The following is an 18,779-nucleotide window of genomic DNA, read 5'->3' on the forward strand; positions in this document are numbered from 1 at the left end:
TCATGCCCATCGACCCTGCAGCATTGCTGGCCGCGCGCATCCCTGAGTGCAGCCAGGATTACAACTGGCGCGATTGCGCGCTGTACGCCCTGGCGCTAGGCGCCGGTATGAATCCCGTCGGCGAGGAGGAGCTGGCCTACCTCGACGAAACCCGCCTGCGGGTCCAGCCGACCCAGGTCAATGTGCTGGCGGACCCAGGCTTCTGGCTGCGCGACCTGCCGCTGGGGCTGGACTGGCGGCGGGCGGTGCATGGCGAGCAGTCCATACGTCTGCACCGGCCTCTTGCCGCCCAGGGGCGGGTAACGAGCGTCACCCGTATCGTCGATCTGGCGGACAAGGGGATGGGCAAGGGCGCCTTGCTGTACGTGGAGCGCGATCTGTTCGATGCTGGCGATGGGGCCCTGCTGGCGACCCTGCAGCAGACGGTGTTCTGCCGCGCCGATGGCGGTTTCGGCGGCCTGGCATCGGTGCGACCGGCGCCGCGGGCGCTGCCGGATCGCGAGCCCGACGCCCGCGTCGACTGCCCCACTTCGCCGCAGGCCGCTCTCATCTACCGACTGTCGGCAGACCTGAATCCCCTGCATATCGATCCCGCGACCGCGCGGCAGGCGGGCTTCGACCGGCCGATCCTGCATGGCATGGCGAGTTTTGGCGTGGCAGGACTGGGCCTGGTGCGCCATTGCTGCCCTGGCGCGCCGCAACGGGTTTGTGCCATGAGTGGACGGTTCCGCGCGCCGGTCTATCCCGGCGAGCTGTTGCGAATCGATGTCTGGCTAGAGCGGCCGGGGCTGGCGCGTTTCCGTGTCGTGGCAGCGCGGCGCGATGAGGTCGCCATCGACAACGGCACGTTCGAATTCGGAGAGTCGTGATGACAAAAAAGAAAGTGCTGGTGGTGGGCGCACTGGGTGTGGTGGGGCGGGCGGTGATGGAGCATCTGCATGGCCGGCCAGAAGTCCTGTGCGCGGGGCTGTCGCGGCGGGCGGCCGACTTTGCCGCGGACGCGGTCTGGATCGCGGCCGATCTGCGCGACGAGCAAGCGACGCGGCATGCTTTGGCGGGCCACGGAGATGTGACCCACCTGGTCTATGCCGCCCTGAACGAGCAGCCAGATCTGCTCAAGGGATGGCGGGATCCGGAGAACGTCACGATCAATACGCGGATGCTGGTCAATACGCTGGCCGCACTGGACCGCGCGCCGCTGGCACATGTGACCCTGATGCAGGGCACCAAGGCTTACGGCGTGCATACCGGTCGGGCCATGCGCATACCCGCGCGCGAGCAGGATGCCGTGCGCGACCATGCCAATTTCTACTTCGATCAACAGGACCTGCTGGAGCGTCAGGCGCGGCGGCAAGGCTTCGGATGGACGATATTCCGCCCGCAGATCGTGCTCGGCGTGGCTCTGGGCAGCGCCATGAACCCGGTGGCGACGCTGGGCGCCTATGCCACGTTATTGAGAGAGTCGGGCCAGGCGCTGGCCTATCCCGGGCATCCGGAGCTGCTGACGGAGTGCACCGACGCGCGCCTGATCGCCCGCGCGGTCGAATGGGCCTGGGAGGCGCCGCAGGCATGGGGCGAGGTGTTCAATATCGCCAACGGCGATGTGATGGCCTGGCGTCATCTGTTCGAGCGTCTCGCGGAATTCTTTGGCATGCCTGGCGGAGCCTTGGTGCAGACCCGCATGCGCCAGGCCATGCCGGCCGAGGCCCAGGTATGGCGCGACATGGCGCGGCGCGAAGGGTTGCGGGTGGGCGAACTGTCGGACCTGATCGGGCTGTCATGGCAATACGCGGACGCGACCTGGTCGGCCCAGCACCCCTTGCCATTCCCGCCGCTGGTGTCCACCATCAAGTTGCGTCAGGCGGGCTTTGGCGACTGCATCGACAGCGAGGTTTCGGTGCTGGAACATCTGCGCAAGATGCAGGCGCTCGGCTACTTGCCGCATTGAGCAGGGCGCCCGCGATTCCGCCGCCTACTGCACGGGCGGGATCTTCAACTTCTCGATCAGTGCGCCCCAGCGCTGGCTTTCGCGCTGGGTGATGTCGCGCAGCTCCGCCGGACTGCTGCTGCGCGGCTGGTTGCCGATCTGCTGCATGGTGCGCACGAACTGCTCCGAAGCCGTGATCTTGCGCAGGGCCGCATTGAGCCGCTCGATCACGGGCGCCGGCGTGCCCGCCGGAGCGAACACCGCATACCAAGTTTCGCCCACCACGTCCGGATACCCCAGTTCGGCGAACGTGGGTACGTCCGGCAGCAGCGGCTGGCGCTGCGCGCTCAACACGGCGAGCGCACGATACTGCCCGGCGCGCACGTTGGGAACGGCGCTGGTGAGCGCTTCCACGTTGGAGTCGACCACGCCGCCTATCATGTCCACGGTGGCCGGGGCCGCGCCCTTGTAGTGCACTTGAGTCACTTCCACGCCCATGCCGGTGGCGGCCAGTTCGCCAAGCAGATGCACCATGCTGCCCAGGCCGTTGGTGGCGTTGTTGACCTTGCCCGGATGGGCTTTGGCGTAAGCTGCATACTCGGCCACGGTCTGCGCGGCGAAGTCCTTCTTCACCACGAAGGCGAAGGGCACCGTGGCGACGGCCGAGACGGGCGCAAAATCGTCCAGCGTGTAGGAGATCTTGGTCATCAAGTGCGGCGTGACTGTAAAGGTGCTGCCCGAAGAGAGCAGCAAGGTGTATCCGTCCTTGGGGGCGCGCGCAACGAAGGTGGCTCCGATCGTGCTGGATGCGCCAGCCTTGTTGTTGACGACGAAGGTTCCTCCCAGTTCCTCGCCCAGCTGCATGGCAAGTTGACGGCCCACCACGTCGCTGGTGCCGCCGGGCGGGAAGGGGATCACGAGGGTGACGGGTTTGTCGGGGTAGCTTGGGGCGGCCTGCGCCAGCGGGGCGAGGCTGGCCAGGGCAAGGACGGCCCAGGCCGGAATGCGATTCAGCATTGCGGTCTCCGGAAAAAGGGGGGTGAGAGCCGGGGCGTCGCGCCCGCGGCCGGCTTCAGACGGTGGCGACGGGCGTGACGGGCGAGCCCACCGCGCCGGGCAGGCGCAGGGGCGGCGCGGTCAGCAGGAATGTGCTGCGTCCATGCTCGCGCAGCCATTGCGCCAGTTCCGCGAAGTACCAGAGTTCGCCCAGATGCAATCCGAGTTTGAACAGGCAATGCGCGTGCAGGGGCAGGCCGGGATAATGTTCGCCTTTTCCGGGCGCGGCGGGATAGGCCTCCACCGCGAAGTTGTCGGCGCAGATCGCCACGATGCCAGAGTCGGTGATCCACTGCAGCAGGCGCTCGTCGCGACCGTCCAGCACGGCGCATGAGCGCGCCAGGACCTCTCCGTCCGGCTGCTTGTTCATTTCCATGATCAGGTCGGCAAAGCCGGTATATAGGCAGAGGAAATCGCCCGGCAGCACTTCGGTGCCGTCCAGGGCCGCCATCAGCTCGTCATAGCCGATCAGCGCGCGCTCGCGCCCGTAGCGACGTTCCAGGTCGACCAGCACGCCGCGTCCCTGGATGCCGGCGGTGGCCATGCGTTCGATGCCGATGGCTTTGGCTCCCAACCCGGTTTTCGCGTCATCGGGTCCGATGACGTCCAGGCCCGCGCGATAGCCGTTGTAATAGACCTTTTCTGGAAGACCGTCGCCGTTCGCGTCGAACATCTGTCCGACGTGGCCGAGCCCGTCCCATTGGGTCGAGTACTGCAGGAACATGAGGACGGCATCGTCCGACACGATATCGTTGAAGCAGGGGCAGACGTGTGACAGTCGGTAGTTGTAATTGTGACCTTCGCCGCGCTTGTCGTAAGAGAATTGCGGTTCCCGGCGGTGCTGGAACAAGGTGTTCCCGCCAGGATAGTCCAGCGGCAGGCTGAGGCAAAACGCCTGGCCTTCCTGCACCTCGCGGAACGCGCGCAAACGCGTTTTCGGAGTGAGCAGATTCATGCGTCCGATCTGATCGTCAGGGCCGAAATCTCCCCAATTCGATCCCTCCGGACGCTGCTTCCAACGTGGGGTATCCATATTCTTAGACATCCTTGCCATGGGTTGGTGAGCCTGCGTGCCGACCGTCAGCCGATTGTCTCCTTCGGTTCGGTGGCATTTTTTTCAAACATACCATTCGGTATGTTTTAGTGTCAACCATGGCTTTGCCATTTAGAATAAAGGCAATTTACTGCGGAAAAATTCCATTTAATGTTGATTTTATGAAAATACCTATTGGTATCTTCATGGGCGGGGCAGCGATGCCGGCGGCTGATGGTGATTTCGGAGCAGGCAAGGATGAGCCCCCATCGGGCGCGGCGTCGCGCTCATGGGCGGGCGAGGCATGCGGGGAAAACAGCCGGGAATCGCGAGGGAGTGCGCGGCGCGATCGGGCGCTGGATGAGCGCGGCAGTAAACGCTGCCGCGCAGGTCGCGTCAGCCCGGGTAGTAGCCCTGCCGCATATCGTTCTCGCGGGCGCGCGCCGAGCGCCGCGCGGGATCGCCATAGCCGCCGCCGCCAGGCGTATAGACCTCGATCACGTCGCCGGCCTGCATGACGATCCCCTGATCCTTGGAGACATGCGCGGGCACATAGGCCGCGCCGTCGCGATAGACCGTGACGCGGGTGCGGCCGCCTTCCTTGCCGCCCGCCGCGCCGGGCGGGCCGAATTTTCCGTGGTCCATGACCATGGAGGCGCGCGCCGAACCCGCTCGCAGGCGGATGCGGTAATGGATGCCCATGCCGCCGCGAAACTCGCCCAGTCCGCCGGATCCTTCGTGTATGGCGTAGCGTTCGAAGAGCACCGGGTACAGCTGCTCCTGGACCTCGACTGGCGCCGCCTTGGATATGCCGATGGTGGAGCAGCCGTTGGTCAGCCCATCGCCTGCGGGATGGCCGCCGTAGCCGCCGCCCGAGATGACGTACATGACGTAGGAGCGCCCGTGCATGGGATCATCCCCGCCGATCGCAAGGTTGGCGGTGGTGCCGGCAGGCGCGGCGAACAGACGTTCAGGGATCGCTTTCTGCAAGGCGTCAAACACGGCTTCGGCGATGCGCTGGCTGACTTCCGCGGCGCAGCCCGACACCGGCCGGGGATACTTCGCATAGAGGAAGGTGCCTTCGGGATCCTCGATGCGCAGCGGTTCGAACAGGCCCGCATTGATGGGAAGTTCGGGGAAAACGTGCTTGATCGCCAGGTAGATGGACGAGCGCGTCGTGGCAATGACGCTGTTCATGGGGCCGGCGCAGGGCGGGCTGGATTCGCTCAGATCGAAGTGCATGAGTTCGCCTTCCTTGCGGATGCGCACCGACACTTTCAGCGGTTGATCCTGGACGCCATCGGAGTCCAGAAAGGCCTGTCCAATGTATTCGCCGTCAGGAATGGCGGCGATCACGGCGCGCGTCTGGACGGACGCCTGACGCTTGAGTTCTTCGACAGCCGCGTCGACGGTGTCCTGGCCGTACCGGTCCAGCAGCTGTGTCAGCCGGCGTTCGCCGATGGCCAGCGCGGCGGCCTGGGCCTTGATATCGCCGATGCGCTGCTCGGAGATGCGGATATTGGACATGAGGATGGAAAGGATCTCCGGATCCAGCTCCCCCTTCTTGTAGAGCTTGACCGGCGGCAGGCGCAGTCCTTCCTGCTCGATCTCGGTGGCGTGGGCGGAGAATCCGCCGGGTACCATGCCGCCCATGTCGGGCCAGTGGCCGGTGTTGGCGAGCCAGGCGTAGAGCTTGCCGCGATAGAAGTAGGGTTTGACGAAACGCACGTCCATCAGGTGAGTCCCACCCAGGTAGGGATCGTTGACCATGAAGATGTCGCCGGGGGCGATATTCTTGGCCCGCGCGATCACGGCCTGGGTGGAAAACTGCATGGTGCCCACGAAGATGGGCAGGCCCAGCTCTCCTTGGGCGATCAGGTCGCCGCTGTCGCGGTGGTAGATGCCGTTGGATCGGTCCTGAGATTCCGAAATGATGGGCGAGAAGGCTGCGCGGCAATGCGCCAGGTCCATTTCATTGCATACCTGGTGCAGCCCGCTCTGGATGACGGTCAGCGTGACGGGGTCGAGGTGGGTCATGGGAAGGCATCCGCCCTAGAGAGTGATGATGAGGTTGCCGTAGCCGTCGCCGCGGGCATGCGCGCCGGGGTCGATGACGGTGGTGGCGTCCAGCTGTTCGATGATGGCGGGCCCGCTGAGACCTTCGGCGGGGATGTGCTCGCGTGCGTAGATGGGCGTGTCGGTCCAGCCGGTCTCGGCGAACCACACCGGACGGCGCCGTGGCGCAGTGGCCTGCGTTCCCTTGCTGCGCAGCGAGTCCAGCGATATGGCATGGCGCTTGCCGACGAGGCTGGTGTCCAGCGTCACCAGCACCGGTCGCAATTCGGAAAGTTCGACCTGGAACCGTTGCCAGTAGGCGCGGGCGAACGCCTCCTGCAGTTGCGCGACCGTGGCGGCGCCGGTTTCCACGGGCACCGTCAGCAGATGGCTTTGGCCCTGGAACTGCATCTGCGCGTGATGGAAGATCTCGATGCCGGAGACGGCGATGCCGTCGCGCTCGATGGCGGCATGCCCCAAGGCGATCTGGTCGTGCAGGCAGGTTTGCAGATCGGCGTCCGTCAGATCCTTGAGCGGCCGGTTGAATGACTTGACGAAGTCATGCCGCACGTCGGCCACCAGGCAACCCAGGGCGTTGGTCAGGCCCGGCCGCACGGGAATGAGCACGGTCGGTACGGCGAGTTCGCGCGCCAGCGCGACGGCGTGCAGCGGTCCGGCGCCGCCGAAGGCGAAGAGCGCGAAGTCGCGGGGGTCATAGCCGCGGGCGAGGCTGACCAGGCGCACGGCGCCGGCCATGTTGTTGTTGCCGATCTGCAGGATGGCCGCCGCGGCCTGCACGGCGTCCAGTCCAAGGGGGCGGCCGATGCTCTCCTCGATGCGCGCGGCCACTTCGTCCACGGTGACCGCGCGGTCGACGGCGAGCAGCCGCTCGGGGTCGAGGCGGCCGAGCACCAGATTGGCGTCGGTCAACGTCGGCAGTTCGCCGCCGCGTCCATAGCAGATGGGGCCGGGGCGGGCGCCCGCGCTGTCGGGCCCGACGCGCAACAGGCCCCCGGCCTGCACGCGGGCAATGGAGCCGCCGCCCGCGCCGACGGTATGGACATCGACCATTGGCACGTGCAGAGGCATGCCGTACTCCAGCTCCAGCTCGCTGGATACCTTGGGTACGCTGTTTTCGATGAGTGCGACGTCAGAGGACGTGCCGCCCATGTCGTAGGTGATCAGGTTCGGGTAGCCCGACATCCGGCCGGAATACGCCGCGGCCATGACGCCCGAAGCGGGCCCGGACATGACGGTGTTGATGGCCGCGCGCGAGATGGTGCGCGCCGATACGGTCCCGCCATTGCCCTGCATCACCAGCAGGTCGTTGCGAAAGCCGGCTGCGGTGAGGCTGCTCTGCAAGCGGTCGATGTAGCGGTCCAGGATCGGTTGGACCGAGGCGTTGACGGCGGCAGCGGTGCCGCGCTCGAACTCGCGGAACTCGGAAATGATGGTGTGGCCGGCGGTGATGTAGTCGTTCGGCCAGTGCTGGCGCGCCAGTTCCAGGGCGCGCAGCTCGTGGGCGGGATTGGCGTAGCTGTGCAGGAAATGTATGACCAGGGCTTCCGCGCCGGTCTGCGCCAGTTCCTGTACCCGGGCCACGAATGCGCTTTCGTCCAGCGGCGTCAGCACATTGCCTTGGGCGTCCATGCGTTCGGCCACCTCGCGTCGCAGCTCGCGGGGAATCAGCGGCACGAAGCTGCCCGTCAGCCCGTAAGCGTGCGGCCGAGTGCGCCGGCCCAGTTCGAGCACGTCGCGGAATCCGTCGGTGGTGATCAAGCCGACCTTGGCGAGCTTGCGTTCCAGCACGGCGTTGGTGGTGGTGGTAGTGCCGTGGACGATGCTGTCCACCCGTTCCAGGGGGATCTCGGTGCGGCGCAGCGCCTCCAGCACGCCAAAGGCCTGGTTCTCCAGCGTGCTGGGAACCTTGGAGATGCGCACCGCGCCGGATTCGTCATCCACCAGGATGAGGTCGGTGAAGGTGCCGCCTACGTCTATGCCTACGGTGACAGTCATGCCAGCACCTCCTCGCGGCGCAGAACATTGAGCGCATCATGCGCGGTTTCGATGATCTGGGCGATGTCCTGGTCCCGCATGGGCGTGGACAGGGCGATGAGCCCATAGCTGGCCATCAGCACGCCGCGGTTGAGCATTTCGCGGTTGAAACGCGCCATGGCCCGGGCCTGTTCCGGGTTGGGGTAGGCGTCGCGGTAGCTGGTCAGCGTCTCCGCTTTCAAATGCAGTTTGACCAGCGATCCCAGTCCGGTGGCCTGGCCTGCGATGCCGGCGTCGGCAAAGGCCTGGTTCAGTCCCCGCCGCAACATGTCGCCGTGGCGGTCGAGCTGAGCATAGGCAGCCTCATCCAGCAATTGCATGGCGGCAAGCCCGCTCACCATGCTGACCGGATTGGCCGAGAAGGTGCCGCCGTGGGGCACCGCCGGACGTCCGGCGCTGGGATCGAAGACCGCCATCACGTCCGCGCGTCCGGCCACGCCTCCGACGGGGAAGCCGCCGCCCATGATTTTTCCCACCGTGGTGAGATCGGGAGTGACGCCCAGCCGCGATTGCGCGCCGCCGGGCCCCAGGCGCAGCGTGATGACTTCGTCGACGATCAGCAATATGCCCAGTTCCGTCGTCACCCGGCGCAGCATGCGCAGGTATTCGGCGCTGGCGGGAATCAGGCCGACCCGATTGGGCAGCAGGTCTATCAGCACGCCCGCCAGATTGGCTCCGTGCGCGCGCAGCAGGGCCTCGGTCGCCTGGCAGTCGTTGAAGGGTAGAACCACGACGTCGGCCGTCACGCCTTGGGGAGTGCCTTGGGAGTGCGCGACGGAGGCCGGCGCGGATGCGTCGCCCCAGTTCGCGGGGCTCGCATCCAGACTGGTTTCGGCATGATCATAGGAGCCGTGATAAGCCCCCTCGACCTTGGCGATCTTGGGCCGTCCGGTATAGGCGCGGGCGGCCTTCAGCGCCATCATCACGGCTTCGGTGCCGGAGTTGGTGAAGCGGATGTGTTCGATGCCCGGCACGCGCTCGGCCAGCAGTTCGGCCAGCGCGATTTCGCTTTCGGTCGGCATGCCGAAGGCGGTGCCCAGGTCGATCTGGCGGTGCGCTGCCGCGGCCAGCGCCGGGTGCGCATGGCCGTGGACAAGCGCGGTGAAATTGTTGATGCAGTCGATCAACTCATTGCCGTCGACGTCATGGACGCGGCAGCCGGCGCCGTGCGCGGCGTAGACGGGGTAGGGCGACAGATAGACGGTCGTGCGGGTATTGCCGCCGGGCAGGGTGTGCTTGGCGCGCGTGTGCAACGCCTGTGAACGGGAGGAAGGATCGGGATACATGGTTTCTCTCAAGCAGGAATTAGCGGCCCAGGTAGGCGTCCCGGACCCGCGGGTGTAGACGCAATGTCTCGGCGCTGTCGGTCAGTACGATGCTGCCGTTTTCGAGGACATAGCCGCGGTTGGCCACGCCGAGCGCGAGCACGGTGTTTTGCTCGACCAGCAGGACGGTCATGCCGCCCTCGTTGATGCGGGCGATGCGGGCATAGACTTCTTCGGCCAGGCGTGGGGCCAGGCCGAGGGAAGGTTCATCCAGCAGGAGCAGGCGGGGGCGGGCCATCAGGGCGCGGCCGATGGCCAGCATCTGTTGTTCGCCGCCGGACAGGGACCAGCCCAGTTGGCTGGCCCGCTCCTTCAGGCGCGGAAAGAGGTCGTAAATGCGGTCGAAGTCGTCGCTCGTTCCGCCGCCGCGCACCGAACCTCCGACTTCCAGGTTTTCCTTCACGGTCAGGCCTGGAAAAATCCGCCGGCCTTCCGGAACATGCGCAATGCCCGCTTTGACGCGGCGCTGGATCGGCACGGTGTCCAGGGAGCGGCCGTCGAAATTCAGTTCGCCCGTGGTGGGAAGCAATCCGGAGATCGCGCGCAGCAGCGTGGTTTTTCCGGCGCCGTTGACGCCGATCAGCGCCACCGCCTCGCCGGCGCGCACATCCAGATCGATGCCGCGCAACGCGACGATGTCGCCGTAGGCGGCGCCCAGGTTTCTACACTGCAACATGCTGGTAGCCTCCTCCAAGATAGGCTTCGAGCACCGCGGGATCCGATTGCACCTCGGCGGGCGTGCCCTCGGCCAGCTTGGCGCCGAAGTTGAGCACTGCCACGTTCTCGGCCAGCCGCATCACCATGCCCATGTTGTGCTCGATCAGCACGACGGAAAGCCGGTGCTGCTCGCGCAGGCGCCGCAACAAATCCATCAGTTGCTCGACTTCGCCGGAATTCAGGCCGGCCGCCGGCTCGTCCAGCAGCAATAGCCGTGGCCGCGCCACCATGACCCTGGCCATTTCGACCAGGCGGCGGTTGCCGTAGGAAAGCGAACCTATGCTGCGGTCGGCTAGCGTGTGCAAGTCGAACTGGCGCAAGGTGTCGTAGGCGGCTTCACGGGCGGCGCGTTCGCGCTCCCGGGTGGACCTGGGTCGCAGCAACAGCGCGCTGAGCGAGCGCGGGTCGCGCATCGCCGCGCCGAGCATGACGTTTTCCAGCACGCTGAGGCGTGTGAACAACCGGCCGCTTTGAAAGATCCGGCCTATGCCCGCGTGGATGATGGCGTGCGTGGGTAATCCCGTCAGCACCTTGCCGTCGAAGCTGACCTGGCCAGACGTGGGCGGCACCAGGCCCGTCATGACATTGAGCAAGGTACTCTTGCCGGCGCCGTTCGGGCCAATGATGGCGTAGAACTGGTTGGCGCCTATCTCCAGGCTGACGTTCGTGAGCGCCTGCACGCCGCCATAGTGCTTGCTGATGTTCTCTACTCGCATGAGGGTCATGACAGGCTGCCTCCGTGGACGACTGCGCGACGGCCGCGGCGCTTGCCGCGCCGGCGGTAGGTGGCAGGATCGATGAGGCTGATCAGGCCACGGGGCAACACGATCAGAATGACCAGTACCAGGACGCCGAAAACCAGCAGATAGGCGTTGCCGACGCCACGCAGCAGTTCTGGCAGCAGGGTCACGCTCACCGCGCCCAGAATCGCTCCGACGATGCTGCCTTCTCCACCCACGACCAGCATGGCGAGGTAGATGATGGAGTGCGAGAAGTTGAAGTCCTCGGGCGAAACAAAACGGATGTGGAAGGCGAACAGGCAGCCGGCCACCGCCGCGTAGGCGGCGCCCAGCGTGAAGGCAGCGACCTTGACCTCGGTGACCGGCAGGCCGGTCATGGCCGAGGCCAGTTCGTCGTCGCGCACCGCCATCAGCGTACGGCCTGCGTGGGAGTGGCGGATACGGGCGGCCAGCAAGGCCAGCAAGGTCAGTACCGCCAGCGAGAACAGGTAGAAGCTGGGTTCGTCGTCGAGCTTGATGGCGCCCAGCGTGAGCGGTGCAATGCCGGATATGCCGTTGGTGCCCCCTGTGATGTCGATCCAGTTGGAAACGACGATGGTGAAGCTCACGTTCAGCCCCAAGGTCGCCAGCGCCAGGTAATGCCCTTTCAGGCGTAGCAGGATGCGGCCGGTGATGTAGGAGACCAGGCAGGTGGCGGCGATGGCGAGCAGCGCGGCCAGCCAGGGATTCCAGCCGTGCGTCGTGGTCAGGACGGCCACCAGGTACGCCGCCACGCCCATGAAGGCGGCGTGCGCGAGCGAGATGAGGCCGGCATAGCCGAACACGAAGTTCAAGCCGATGACGGCAATGGCCGAGATGACGGCGGTGTTGGCAAGGCGGTTGCCATAGCCCTGCGTGTAGAGGGGCAGGGCGGCGGCCAACGCCAGGACAGCCAGGCCGCAGAGCAGATGGGATCGTTTCATGGTCAGCCCCGATCGGCGATGCGTTCGCCGAAGATGCCCTGCGGCCGCAGCAGCAGGAAGAGAATCATGATTCCAAAGGCCAGCAAGTCCTTGTAGGTGGACGACAGGTACGCCGCGCCCAGGATTTCGATCAGGCCCACCACCAGCCCGCCCGCGATCGCGCCGGGCACGCTGCCGAATCCGCCGATGATGGTGGCGGCGAAGGCCTTGAGCGCCACGGCATCGCCCATGTTGACGTCGGCGAACCACATGGGGCCCACCAGCAGGCCGGCAAAACCCGCGAAGACGGCAGCCAGCAGCCAGGCGAAGCCCAGCAGCAGGCGCACCGGCAAGCCCATCAGCCTCGCGGTTTCGACGTCCTGCGCCACCGCCCGCATCGAACGTCCGATGGAGGTGCGGTGCAGGAGCGCGTAGAGTCCGGCGATCAGCAGCAGCGTGATGACGATGGTGGCCAGGGCGTGTACCGTGATGACGCCGCCGGCCAGGCTGATCGTGCCGTCGCCGAAAGGCGAAGGCATGCGGAAGGGCCAGGCGTCCCAGACCAGCAGCGCGCCGTTCTGCATGGCGATGCCGGCGGCGACCGTGCCGATGATGACCGTCACGACAGGACGGTTCTGCAACGGCAGGTGCACCAGGGCATAGAACAGCAGGCCGAAGACCGCCATCATCGCGATCGCTGCCGGATAGGCGAGGGCGGCGGGCCACTGCGCCTGGATGATGGTGCTGACCCCGAAGAAAGTGCCCAGCATGACGAACTGGCCGGCGGCGAAGTTCACCACGCCGGTGGCCGAATACACGATGACGAAGCCCAGCGCGGCCAGGGCGTAGACGCTGCCGAGCGCGACGCCGTTGACCAGCAGTTGGATCATTTCCTGCATGGAATTCCCCTTGTGGCGCAGGTCATGCTCAGTCGACCTTGATGGTGCTGATGAACTGCATGTCCTTGCTTCCCTTGGCGAACTTCACGATCGCGACATCGTGCACGCCGTTGCCTTTGGCATCGAAGCTGTAGACGTGCGAAACGCCCTGGTAGCCCTTGAGGTCCCTGAGGTAGGCCTGGAGCTTTTGCGGATCGGCGCCGACGGCGTTGATGGCTTGGGCCATCAGCATGGCGCCGTCGTAGTACGCGGCGCCGTAGGGGTCGGCGTCCATGGAGAAGCGCTGCTTGAAGCGTTCCGCATAGTTCTTGCCTTTGTCGGTGGCAGGCAGGTAGGTGTCGATCACGCCCCAGACGTTCTCCAGATCGGCGGGCGACAGCAGTTGCATCGCGGCCGGGACAAAGGCGGCCGACGAGGCCACCACGGGCTGCTTGAGGCCGAGCATCTTGATCTGGCGCAGCACCATCGCGCCGTCCTGCGGGTAGACGAAGGCCAGGATGACGTCGGCGCCCTTGTTCTTCAGGCTGAGGATCTGCGCCGACATGTCTTTGTCGTTCTGGCCATAGGCTTCCGTGCCGATGGGGGTGATGCCCTGGTCCTTCAGGAAAGCGGCCGCGGCATTGGCGCCGCCCTGGCCGAAATCGTTCTGGATGTAGAGGATGCCGGGCTTGGACAGCTTGAGTTCGTCTTTGACGAATCGCGCCATGGCGACGGCCGCCGTGCTGTCCTGCGGGCGGATGCGGAACAGCCAGGGATTGCGCAGATCCGCGACCGCGTCGGCGCCGCCGGCGTACATCGCGGGAATGCCGGCCTTCGCCACCTCCGGCGCGACGGCCATGTTCTGGGTGCTGTAGCTGGTGAGAAAGGTGAAGGCGGGTTTGTTCTCCTGCGCCAGCTTCACATAGGCGTTCACCGCCGTGCCGTTGGACGCCTGGGCGTCCTCGAACACGAATTTCACTGGCTTGCCCTGCAGGCCGCCCGCCTTGTTGATGTCGTCCTCGGCCAGCTTGAGGGAATTGAAGTACTGCTTGCCGGTCAGCGACAAGGGGCCGGTGAGGGGCACGGTGGCGCCCACCACCACATTCTGGGCGCCGGCCGCGGTGGCCAGGCCTGCCAGGGCGATTGCCGGTAAAACGCGGCGGGCGAGGGTGAGGATGTTCTTGACGGACATGATGCTGCGCTCCTGTAACGATCAACGTTGAAGGCGGGGCGGCTTTCCCCAGGGTTTTTTGACGGCTTAATCGTCGTTCCGAAAATCGGTACAACGTTCCTTTTTTCGGTATAATAAAAAACAGCCGGCATGGACAGCAAGACCGGGTTTTCCCGGCATGGGCGTTCGGCCGCCCTACAATGCGCCTCCAAGGAACGCCTATGAGCCAAGATTCCAAACTCCCCCCGCTAGAGCGCTACACCCGCATCCTCGAACTGCTCGCCTCCTTTCCCGACGGCCTGGCCCTCACGGAAATCGCGCGCATGCTGGCGCTGCCCAAGACCAGCGCGCATCGCCTTCTGGGCACCATGCAGGACTCGCAATTGGTGGATCTGGCCGCAAGCACCTATGTGCTGGGCGCGAGGGTGAAGCGGCTGGCCTATGCCAGCGCGGACACGGAGTGGATCGGCGCGGTCGTGCGCCCGCACCTGGCAGACCTGGCGGCCGAAACCGACGAAACCTGCTACCTGGCGAAGCTGCATAGCGGCCACCAGGTTTCTTCCGTGCTGATGGAAGCTCCCGACACGCCCTGGCGCGGGTTCGTGCTGCCGGGCAAGGGCATGGCGCCGCATGCCGCTGCATCGGCCAAAGCCATTCTTGCGTTTCAAGCGCCCAAGGTCATTGATGCCGCGCTGGCGGAACCGCTACCGCGCCTGACCGCGCATACCTGCGTAGATAGCCGCCGCATCAGGGACGAGTACGCACAGGTCCGTCAGCAGGGCTACGCGACTTGCATCGGCGAAATCGATGAGGGCCTGGCAGCGTTGGGCGTGCCGGTGCATCTGCCGCATCTGGGCGTGATCTACAGCCTCGGCGTAACCGGGCCGCTGCAGCGCCTGAAGTCCAAGAATCTCGAGGTGTTGGCGGCCATCATGCAGCGTTACGCCGAACGGGTCGAGCATGCGTTGGCCGCGGGGTATGCGCGGCGGCCAACGGACCAGGGCTAGGGACAGACGGGCTGGTCGCGGCGGGTGCCAACACCCCAGTCCACATCAAGCGTGGAGATCGGCGAAACCTTGCGCGTCGCGTTGTCGATGCACACGAGTCCGGCCTTCCCCGTGGCGACCGCACGCCCGCTCTGCTTTTCCGTCAGGTGGAACTCCAGATCGAAGCCGTACTTGTTGAAGTTGGCGGGGGCGATTTCGATACGCAGTACTTCTCCGCGGTGGCTTTCGGACTTGTATTGAAGGGCAAGGTCCGCCACGACGAAATGATGCCCCTCGATGTCTTGTTCGTGATAGCCCAACGAGTTGATGTACCTGACCCTGGCCTCCGAGACCAGGGTGATCAGCTGGGCATGGTCGAGGTGCCCCCCGTAGTTGATGTGGCCGGCATAGATCTGGACCTCGGTGGCGTAGGGGTAGTGGCTTCTGGGTTCGAACAGGAGGCGTGGCACGAGAGAGAGGCTAAAGGAGTGTGTATTGAGCGATGAATCCTGCGCGCCGCCTATTGGGGCTCGCAGGGGCTGCTGTCAGCGGCGGAGTCGAGCCGCGCGATCAGGGCGGGCAGGTCTCGTTTGAGCACCTTGCCCATGGGGTTGCGTGGCAGTGATTCCAGGATAAACCAGTGCCTGGGGACTGCGTAGTCAGCCAGCCATTGGACGCAGTGCGCCTCCAGGCGTTCGGCATCCAGCGCCGCGCCGGGCCGGAAGACGATGCAGGCCGCCGCTTCCTCGCCCAGCTTGGGATGGGGGAACGGGATCACCGCGACTTCCTGTATTTGCGGCAAGCGCTGCAACGCGTTTTCGATGGCGGCGGATGATACCTTCAGGCCGCCGCGATTGATCACGTCCTTGCTGCGGTCGACGAAGCGGAACAGCCCGTCCTCGTCCTGGACCACGATGTCGCCGGTGTGCAGCCAGCCGTCGCGAAAGGTGTTTGCGCTTTCCTGCGGGTTCTCGAAGTAGCCCTGGGCCATGCTGGGGCCGCGAAAGCAAAGTTCGCCTGGCTCGCCCGCCGGGACGGGTTGATCGTTCTCGTCCACCGCGCGCAACTCGCAGTTGGGCATGGCGGCTCCGATCATTCCCGCCTTGGCGGGCAGCCAGTGAGGCGGCAGGCTCGCGCCCGCAGGTCCGCTTTCGGTCATGCCCCAGATCTGCATCTGGTCCGCCCAGGGCCAGGTCTGGGCTATGCGTTCGATGGCGGCCACGGGCATGGGCGCGCCGCCATAGGCGATCCGCCGCAGGCGTCCCAGGGCGTATGTTCCGCGTTCGCATTCGTCCAGCATGTACTGGATCACGGCGGGCACGCCATGGTAGACGGTGGATTGCTCGGATTCCGCCAGGCGCAACCGGTCAGCGTTGCCGGGCAGATGCTCCAGGACGAAACCCGCGCCGTGCACCCAGGAGGCCATGCATCCAAGATTCAGGCAGGAACTGGTGAAGAACGGAAAGGCGCCCTGGTAGAGGTCGCTGGCGCCCAGCCCGACCGCCTGGCCGACGGCGAATCCGGCGGCGATCATGCTCTGATGGCTGTGGACGACCGCCTTGGAGCGGGAGGTCGTGCCCGAAGTGAAGAGCAGGCATGCGGGCGAGTCCGGATCCAGGCCGACGGCTGCGGATAGACCGGCGTCCGTGCCGTGCAAAGGGTCTTGCCATGCGGTCGCGGCATGCGCGGGTGCGTCGACCTGCGCCTGCCTGGTGCGCGTCAGGCGCTGCAAACGGGCGGCCGACGCCGTGCCGCAGACCAACAGAGCGGGGTTCACCAAGTCCAGCGCGTGGACCAGATCATCGTCGGCGGCGCGTGTGTTCATGGGCACGGCGACCGCGCCTATGGCGAAACAGCCCAGCGCTGTCAGGACGGCTTCCCGCCCGGCGTCGTTCGCCAGGTAAATGGCAACCCGGTCGCCGGATCCGATGCCGGTGGCGCGCAGCCAAACGCCCATCCGGCGCGAAAACAACGCCAACTGCGCGTAGGTCAGACGATCGCGGAAGCCCTGGATCGATTGCGCCGACAAGGCGACCCGATGGGGCTGTTGCCTGGCCCGCAGTTCAAGCAGCTGTCCCAGGGTCTTGCCGGAAACAGCATCCCACGAAAGCGGGAGCGGATTATCGTGTGGCGCTTCGGATTCCATGGATCTTGCCTCTGCCGCGGTTGGGCGATGGGATCATGCCTGCACGAGCAGGCGGGGCGCATCGTGGATCTCCTCCGTGGCGGCCCGGGCCTTGAGGACGTGCTTGAGCACCTTGCCGGTGGCAGTGCGCGGCAGGTCGTCCACCACGAACATGCGCTCCGGAAATTTCTGGCGAGCCAGCCTGGCGCTTTCCAGATAGGCCAGCAGACCGGGGAAATCCAGTTCGCGTCCGGGCCGTAGGACCAGGTAGACGCAGGGTGTTTCGCCCATTCTCGCGTGGGGAAACGCGACCACCGCGGCCTCCTGGATGGCAGGATGCTGATGCAGGAGATCTTCGATTTCCTTGGGGCTGATATTCTCGCCGCCGCGGATGATCAGATCCTTCTTGCGGCCGGTTACGGTGATGTAGCCGTTCTCGTCGATGTAGCCCAGATCGCCGGTGTGGAAATAGCCGTCCGCGTCGAAGGCTTCTTCGGTATCGCTCGGATCGGTGTAGCCCAGCATCACTTCCGGTCCTCGGGCCGTGATTTCGCCGGCCAGGCCAGGCGCTAGCGGCGCGCCGCTCTCCGGGTCCACGATGCGGACCTCGTGGTTGAAGATCAGGCCGTCGGTCGTGGCGCCCCTTTCAGCCGGATCGCCTTGGGCGATACCGAGCGAAATGGTGGGCGCCTCGCTGCTTCCATAGATGCGGAAGGTCTTGCAGTTCGGCAGTACGGCATTGGCGCGTTTGACGACCTCGGGCGGCACGGGGGCGCCACCGCTGCCATAGAGCCGCAAGGAGGGCAACTGGATGCCGCGCCGGTCGACTTCGGCCACCAGTTCGACCAGGAAGGGCGTCGCGCCTATGCTGAACGACGCCTGGTGCCGTTGGATCGCGTCCAGCGCGGCGCTCGCCTCCCAGCGCTCCATCAGCACCGCTTTGGTTCCCTGCAGGAAGGGCAACTCCAGCGCATACAGATAGCCCGTGATATGGGTAACCGGCGACGGCATGAGCAGCACATCGTCCCTGGACAATCCCCAGAAGTCGGTGACGGCCTGGACTTCGGCGCGGAGGGTGTTGTGGCTGTGCAGAACGCCCTTGGGGTTCCCGGTGGTGCCAGAGGTGTAGAGCAGAAGCTTGACGGCGTCGGGGTCGGTGCGGGCGAACGGCTCCAGGGGCACATCGCGGCCCGCCCAGGAAGCATAAGAGGCCAGCCCATCCGCTTCGGCTCGAACCAGAACCAGGTGCTCCAGGTGAGGCAGATCCGGGCGCAGCCGCTGGATCATTTCAAGGTAGTCGATGCTGCGGAAGCGATCAGGAATGAACAGGACCCGGGTCTTCGAATTGGCAAGGATGAACTTGAGCTCCGCATCGCGATAGATGGGGACGATGGGATTGCAGACGAACCCGCCGATGGCGCAGGCCAGATTGATGGCCAGTGTTTCGCGCCAGTTCGGCAGTTGGAAGCTGACGACGCTGCCGGGTTGCAGGCCACGGTCGCGCAGCGTCCCCGCGAGGCGTAGCGCCTGATCCCACAGCTGCTGAAACGTCAGTACGCCGGAGTCGTCCGCCACGGCGGCCTCGTTCGGGTAGTCGCGCGCGCATAGTCGCGCGCTCTCTGCCAGCGTGATGTTCCGCCACCGGCCGTCGCCCGCATAGCGGGCCGCCAAGTCTGGGTCGAGCCGCGTCTTCCAGCCACTCGCGTCTGTGTGCATTCCTGTCTCCCGCATTGTGTTTCGCCGGCGCCCGCCTGCATGGACGGGGCCGTG

The 18,779-nt window shown here is 65.7% G+C and carries 16 protein-coding genes; 3 read left to right on the top strand and 13 right to left on the bottom strand.

Annotated elements, in window-relative coordinates:
• The first annotated feature begins 2 nt into the window (after positions 1-2).
• Both FOC84_RS16560 and FOC84_RS16565 read left to right on the top strand, forming a co-directional pair.
• The gene (locus FOC84_RS16560) at positions 3-869 is read left to right on the top strand and encodes a MaoC/PaaZ C-terminal domain-containing protein (protein ID WP_173145368.1); all 867 of its coding nucleotides are present in this window, start codon (positions 3-5) and stop codon (positions 867-869) included.
• On the top strand, positions 869-1,948 hold the full coding sequence (locus FOC84_RS16565; protein ID WP_173145369.1) for an NAD-dependent epimerase/dehydratase family protein: 1,080 nt from the start codon (positions 869-871) through the stop codon (positions 1,946-1,948). The genes FOC84_RS16560 and FOC84_RS16565 overlap by 1 nt, the downstream gene beginning before the upstream one ends.
• Before the next feature lie 24 nt (positions 1,949-1,972).
• On the opposite strand, the gene FOC84_RS16570 is transcribed toward FOC84_RS16565, so the two are convergent.
• The 10 genes from FOC84_RS16570 to FOC84_RS16615 all read right to left on the bottom strand — a co-directional run bounded on the left by FOC84_RS16570 (position 1,973) and on the right by FOC84_RS16615 (position 13,919).
• The gene (locus tag FOC84_RS16570) at positions 1,973-2,944 is read right to left on the bottom strand and encodes a Bug family tripartite tricarboxylate transporter substrate binding protein (RefSeq protein ID WP_173145370.1); all 972 of its coding nucleotides are present in this window, start codon (positions 2,942-2,944) and stop codon (positions 1,973-1,975) included.
• A 55-nt stretch (positions 2,945-2,999) separates the two neighbouring features.
• Complete coding sequence (locus FOC84_RS16575; RefSeq protein ID WP_173145371.1) at positions 3,000-4,016, bottom strand: cyclase family protein; 1,017 nt, start codon at positions 4,014-4,016, stop codon at positions 3,000-3,002.
• Positions 4,017-4,412: 396 nt separating this feature from the next.
• Positions 4,413-6,053 carry a hydantoinase B/oxoprolinase family protein gene (locus FOC84_RS16580; RefSeq protein WP_173145372.1) on the bottom strand — a complete coding sequence of 547 codons (1,641 nt, stop codon included), beginning with the start codon at positions 6,051-6,053 and terminating at the stop codon, positions 4,413-4,415.
• 15 nt (positions 6,054-6,068) lie between these two features.
• Positions 6,069-8,087: a hydantoinase/oxoprolinase family protein gene (locus FOC84_RS16585; protein ID WP_173145373.1), complete on the bottom strand. Its 2,019-nt coding sequence runs from the start codon at positions 8,085-8,087 to the stop codon at positions 6,069-6,071.
• The gene (locus tag FOC84_RS16590; protein ID WP_173145374.1) at positions 8,084-9,412 is read right to left on the bottom strand and encodes an aspartate aminotransferase family protein; all 1,329 of its coding nucleotides are present in this window, start codon (positions 9,410-9,412) and stop codon (positions 8,084-8,086) included. Before FOC84_RS16590 ends, FOC84_RS16585 begins: the two co-directional genes overlap by 4 nt.
• A gap of 19 nt (positions 9,413-9,431) precedes the next feature.
• Positions 9,432-10,127, bottom strand: coding sequence for an ABC transporter ATP-binding protein (locus FOC84_RS16595; RefSeq protein WP_173145375.1), 696 nt, complete (start codon positions 10,125-10,127; stop codon positions 9,432-9,434).
• Positions 10,114-10,893: an ABC transporter ATP-binding protein gene (locus tag FOC84_RS16600; RefSeq protein WP_173145376.1), complete on the bottom strand. Its 780-nt coding sequence runs from the start codon at positions 10,891-10,893 to the stop codon at positions 10,114-10,116. The genes FOC84_RS16595 and FOC84_RS16600 overlap by 14 nt, the downstream gene beginning before the upstream one ends.
• Positions 10,890-11,870, bottom strand: coding sequence for a branched-chain amino acid ABC transporter permease (locus tag FOC84_RS16605; protein WP_173145377.1), 981 nt, complete (start codon positions 11,868-11,870; stop codon positions 10,890-10,892). The genes FOC84_RS16600 and FOC84_RS16605 overlap by 4 nt, the downstream gene beginning before the upstream one ends.
• Before the next feature lie 2 nt (positions 11,871-11,872).
• Positions 11,873-12,748 carry a branched-chain amino acid ABC transporter permease gene (locus tag FOC84_RS16610; RefSeq protein WP_173145378.1) on the bottom strand — a complete coding sequence of 292 codons (876 nt, stop codon included), beginning with the start codon at positions 12,746-12,748 and terminating at the stop codon, positions 11,873-11,875.
• Between the two features lie 28 nt (positions 12,749-12,776).
• Positions 12,777-13,919 (bottom strand): ABC transporter substrate-binding protein, encoded by a 1,143-nt coding sequence (locus FOC84_RS16615; protein ID WP_173145379.1) that lies wholly within the window; start codon positions 13,917-13,919, stop codon positions 12,777-12,779.
• Positions 13,920-14,119: 200 nt separating this feature from the next.
• On the opposite strand from FOC84_RS16615, the gene FOC84_RS16620 reads away from it, so the two are divergent.
• Positions 14,120-14,905, top strand: a complete 786-nt coding sequence (locus FOC84_RS16620; RefSeq protein ID WP_173145380.1) for an IclR family transcriptional regulator — start codon at positions 14,120-14,122, stop codon at positions 14,903-14,905.
• Here FOC84_RS16620 and FOC84_RS16625 read toward each other — a convergent pair.
• Genes FOC84_RS16625 through FOC84_RS16635 form a run of 3 tightly spaced genes read right to left on the bottom strand, consistent with a single transcriptional unit; the run spans position 14,902 to position 18,725 of the window.
• A complete protein-coding gene (locus tag FOC84_RS16625) occupies positions 14,902-15,354 on the bottom strand; it encodes an acyl-CoA thioesterase (protein ID WP_173145381.1) in 453 nt (150 codons plus the stop codon). The two genes, FOC84_RS16620 and FOC84_RS16625, sit on opposite strands and share 4 nt — an antisense overlap.
• Positions 15,355-15,404: 50 nt before the next feature.
• Positions 15,405-17,030 carry a class I adenylate-forming enzyme family protein gene (locus FOC84_RS16630; RefSeq protein ID WP_173145382.1) on the bottom strand — a complete coding sequence of 542 codons (1,626 nt, stop codon included), beginning with the start codon at positions 17,028-17,030 and terminating at the stop codon, positions 15,405-15,407.
• A 33-nt stretch (positions 17,031-17,063) separates the two neighbouring features.
• The gene (locus FOC84_RS16635; protein WP_173145383.1) at positions 17,064-18,725 is read right to left on the bottom strand and encodes an AMP-binding protein; all 1,662 of its coding nucleotides are present in this window, start codon (positions 18,723-18,725) and stop codon (positions 17,064-17,066) included.
• Positions 18,726-18,779: the final 54 nt, after the last annotated feature.

The organism is Achromobacter pestifer, from assembly GCF_013267355.1.
Taxonomy (GTDB): domain Bacteria; phylum Pseudomonadota; class Gammaproteobacteria; order Burkholderiales; family Burkholderiaceae_B; genus Achromobacter; species Achromobacter pestifer_A.

Coding starts and splice junctions, on each gene's coding strand:
- FOC84_RS16560 (WP_173145368.1), top strand. CDS start 3: ATGCCCATCGACCCTGCAGCATTGCTGGCCGCGCGCATCCCTGAGTGC.
- FOC84_RS16565 (WP_173145369.1), top strand. CDS start 869: ATGACAAAAAAGAAAGTGCTGGTGGTGGGCGCACTGGGTGTGGTGGGG.
- FOC84_RS16570 (WP_173145370.1), bottom strand. CDS start 2,944: ATGCTGAATCGCATTCCGGCCTGGGCCGTCCTTGCCCTGGCCAGCCTC.
- FOC84_RS16575 (WP_173145371.1), bottom strand. CDS start 4,016: ATGGATACCCCACGTTGGAAGCAGCGTCCGGAGGGATCGAATTGGGGA.
- FOC84_RS16580 (WP_173145372.1), bottom strand. CDS start 6,053: ATGACCCACCTCGACCCCGTCACGCTGACCGTCATCCAGAGCGGGCTG.
- FOC84_RS16585 (WP_173145373.1), bottom strand. CDS start 8,087: ATGACTGTCACCGTAGGCATAGACGTAGGCGGCACCTTCACCGACCTC.
- FOC84_RS16590 (WP_173145374.1), bottom strand. CDS start 9,412: ATGTATCCCGATCCTTCCTCCCGTTCACAGGCGTTGCACACGCGCGCC.
- FOC84_RS16595 (WP_173145375.1), bottom strand. CDS start 10,127: ATGTTGCAGTGTAGAAACCTGGGCGCCGCCTACGGCGACATCGTCGCG.
- FOC84_RS16600 (WP_173145376.1), bottom strand. CDS start 10,893: ATGACCCTCATGCGAGTAGAGAACATCAGCAAGCACTATGGCGGCGTG.
- FOC84_RS16605 (WP_173145377.1), bottom strand. CDS start 11,870: ATGAAACGATCCCATCTGCTCTGCGGCCTGGCTGTCCTGGCGTTGGCC.
- FOC84_RS16610 (WP_173145378.1), bottom strand. CDS start 12,748: ATGCAGGAAATGATCCAACTGCTGGTCAACGGCGTCGCGCTCGGCAGC.
- FOC84_RS16615 (WP_173145379.1), bottom strand. CDS start 13,919: ATGTCCGTCAAGAACATCCTCACCCTCGCCCGCCGCGTTTTACCGGCA.
- FOC84_RS16620 (WP_173145380.1), top strand. CDS start 14,120: ATGAGCCAAGATTCCAAACTCCCCCCGCTAGAGCGCTACACCCGCATC.
- FOC84_RS16630 (WP_173145382.1), bottom strand. CDS start 17,030: ATGGAATCCGAAGCGCCACACGATAATCCGCTCCCGCTTTCGTGGGAT.
- FOC84_RS16635 (WP_173145383.1), bottom strand. CDS start 18,725: ATGCACACAGACGCGAGTGGCTGGAAGACGCGGCTCGACCCAGACTTG.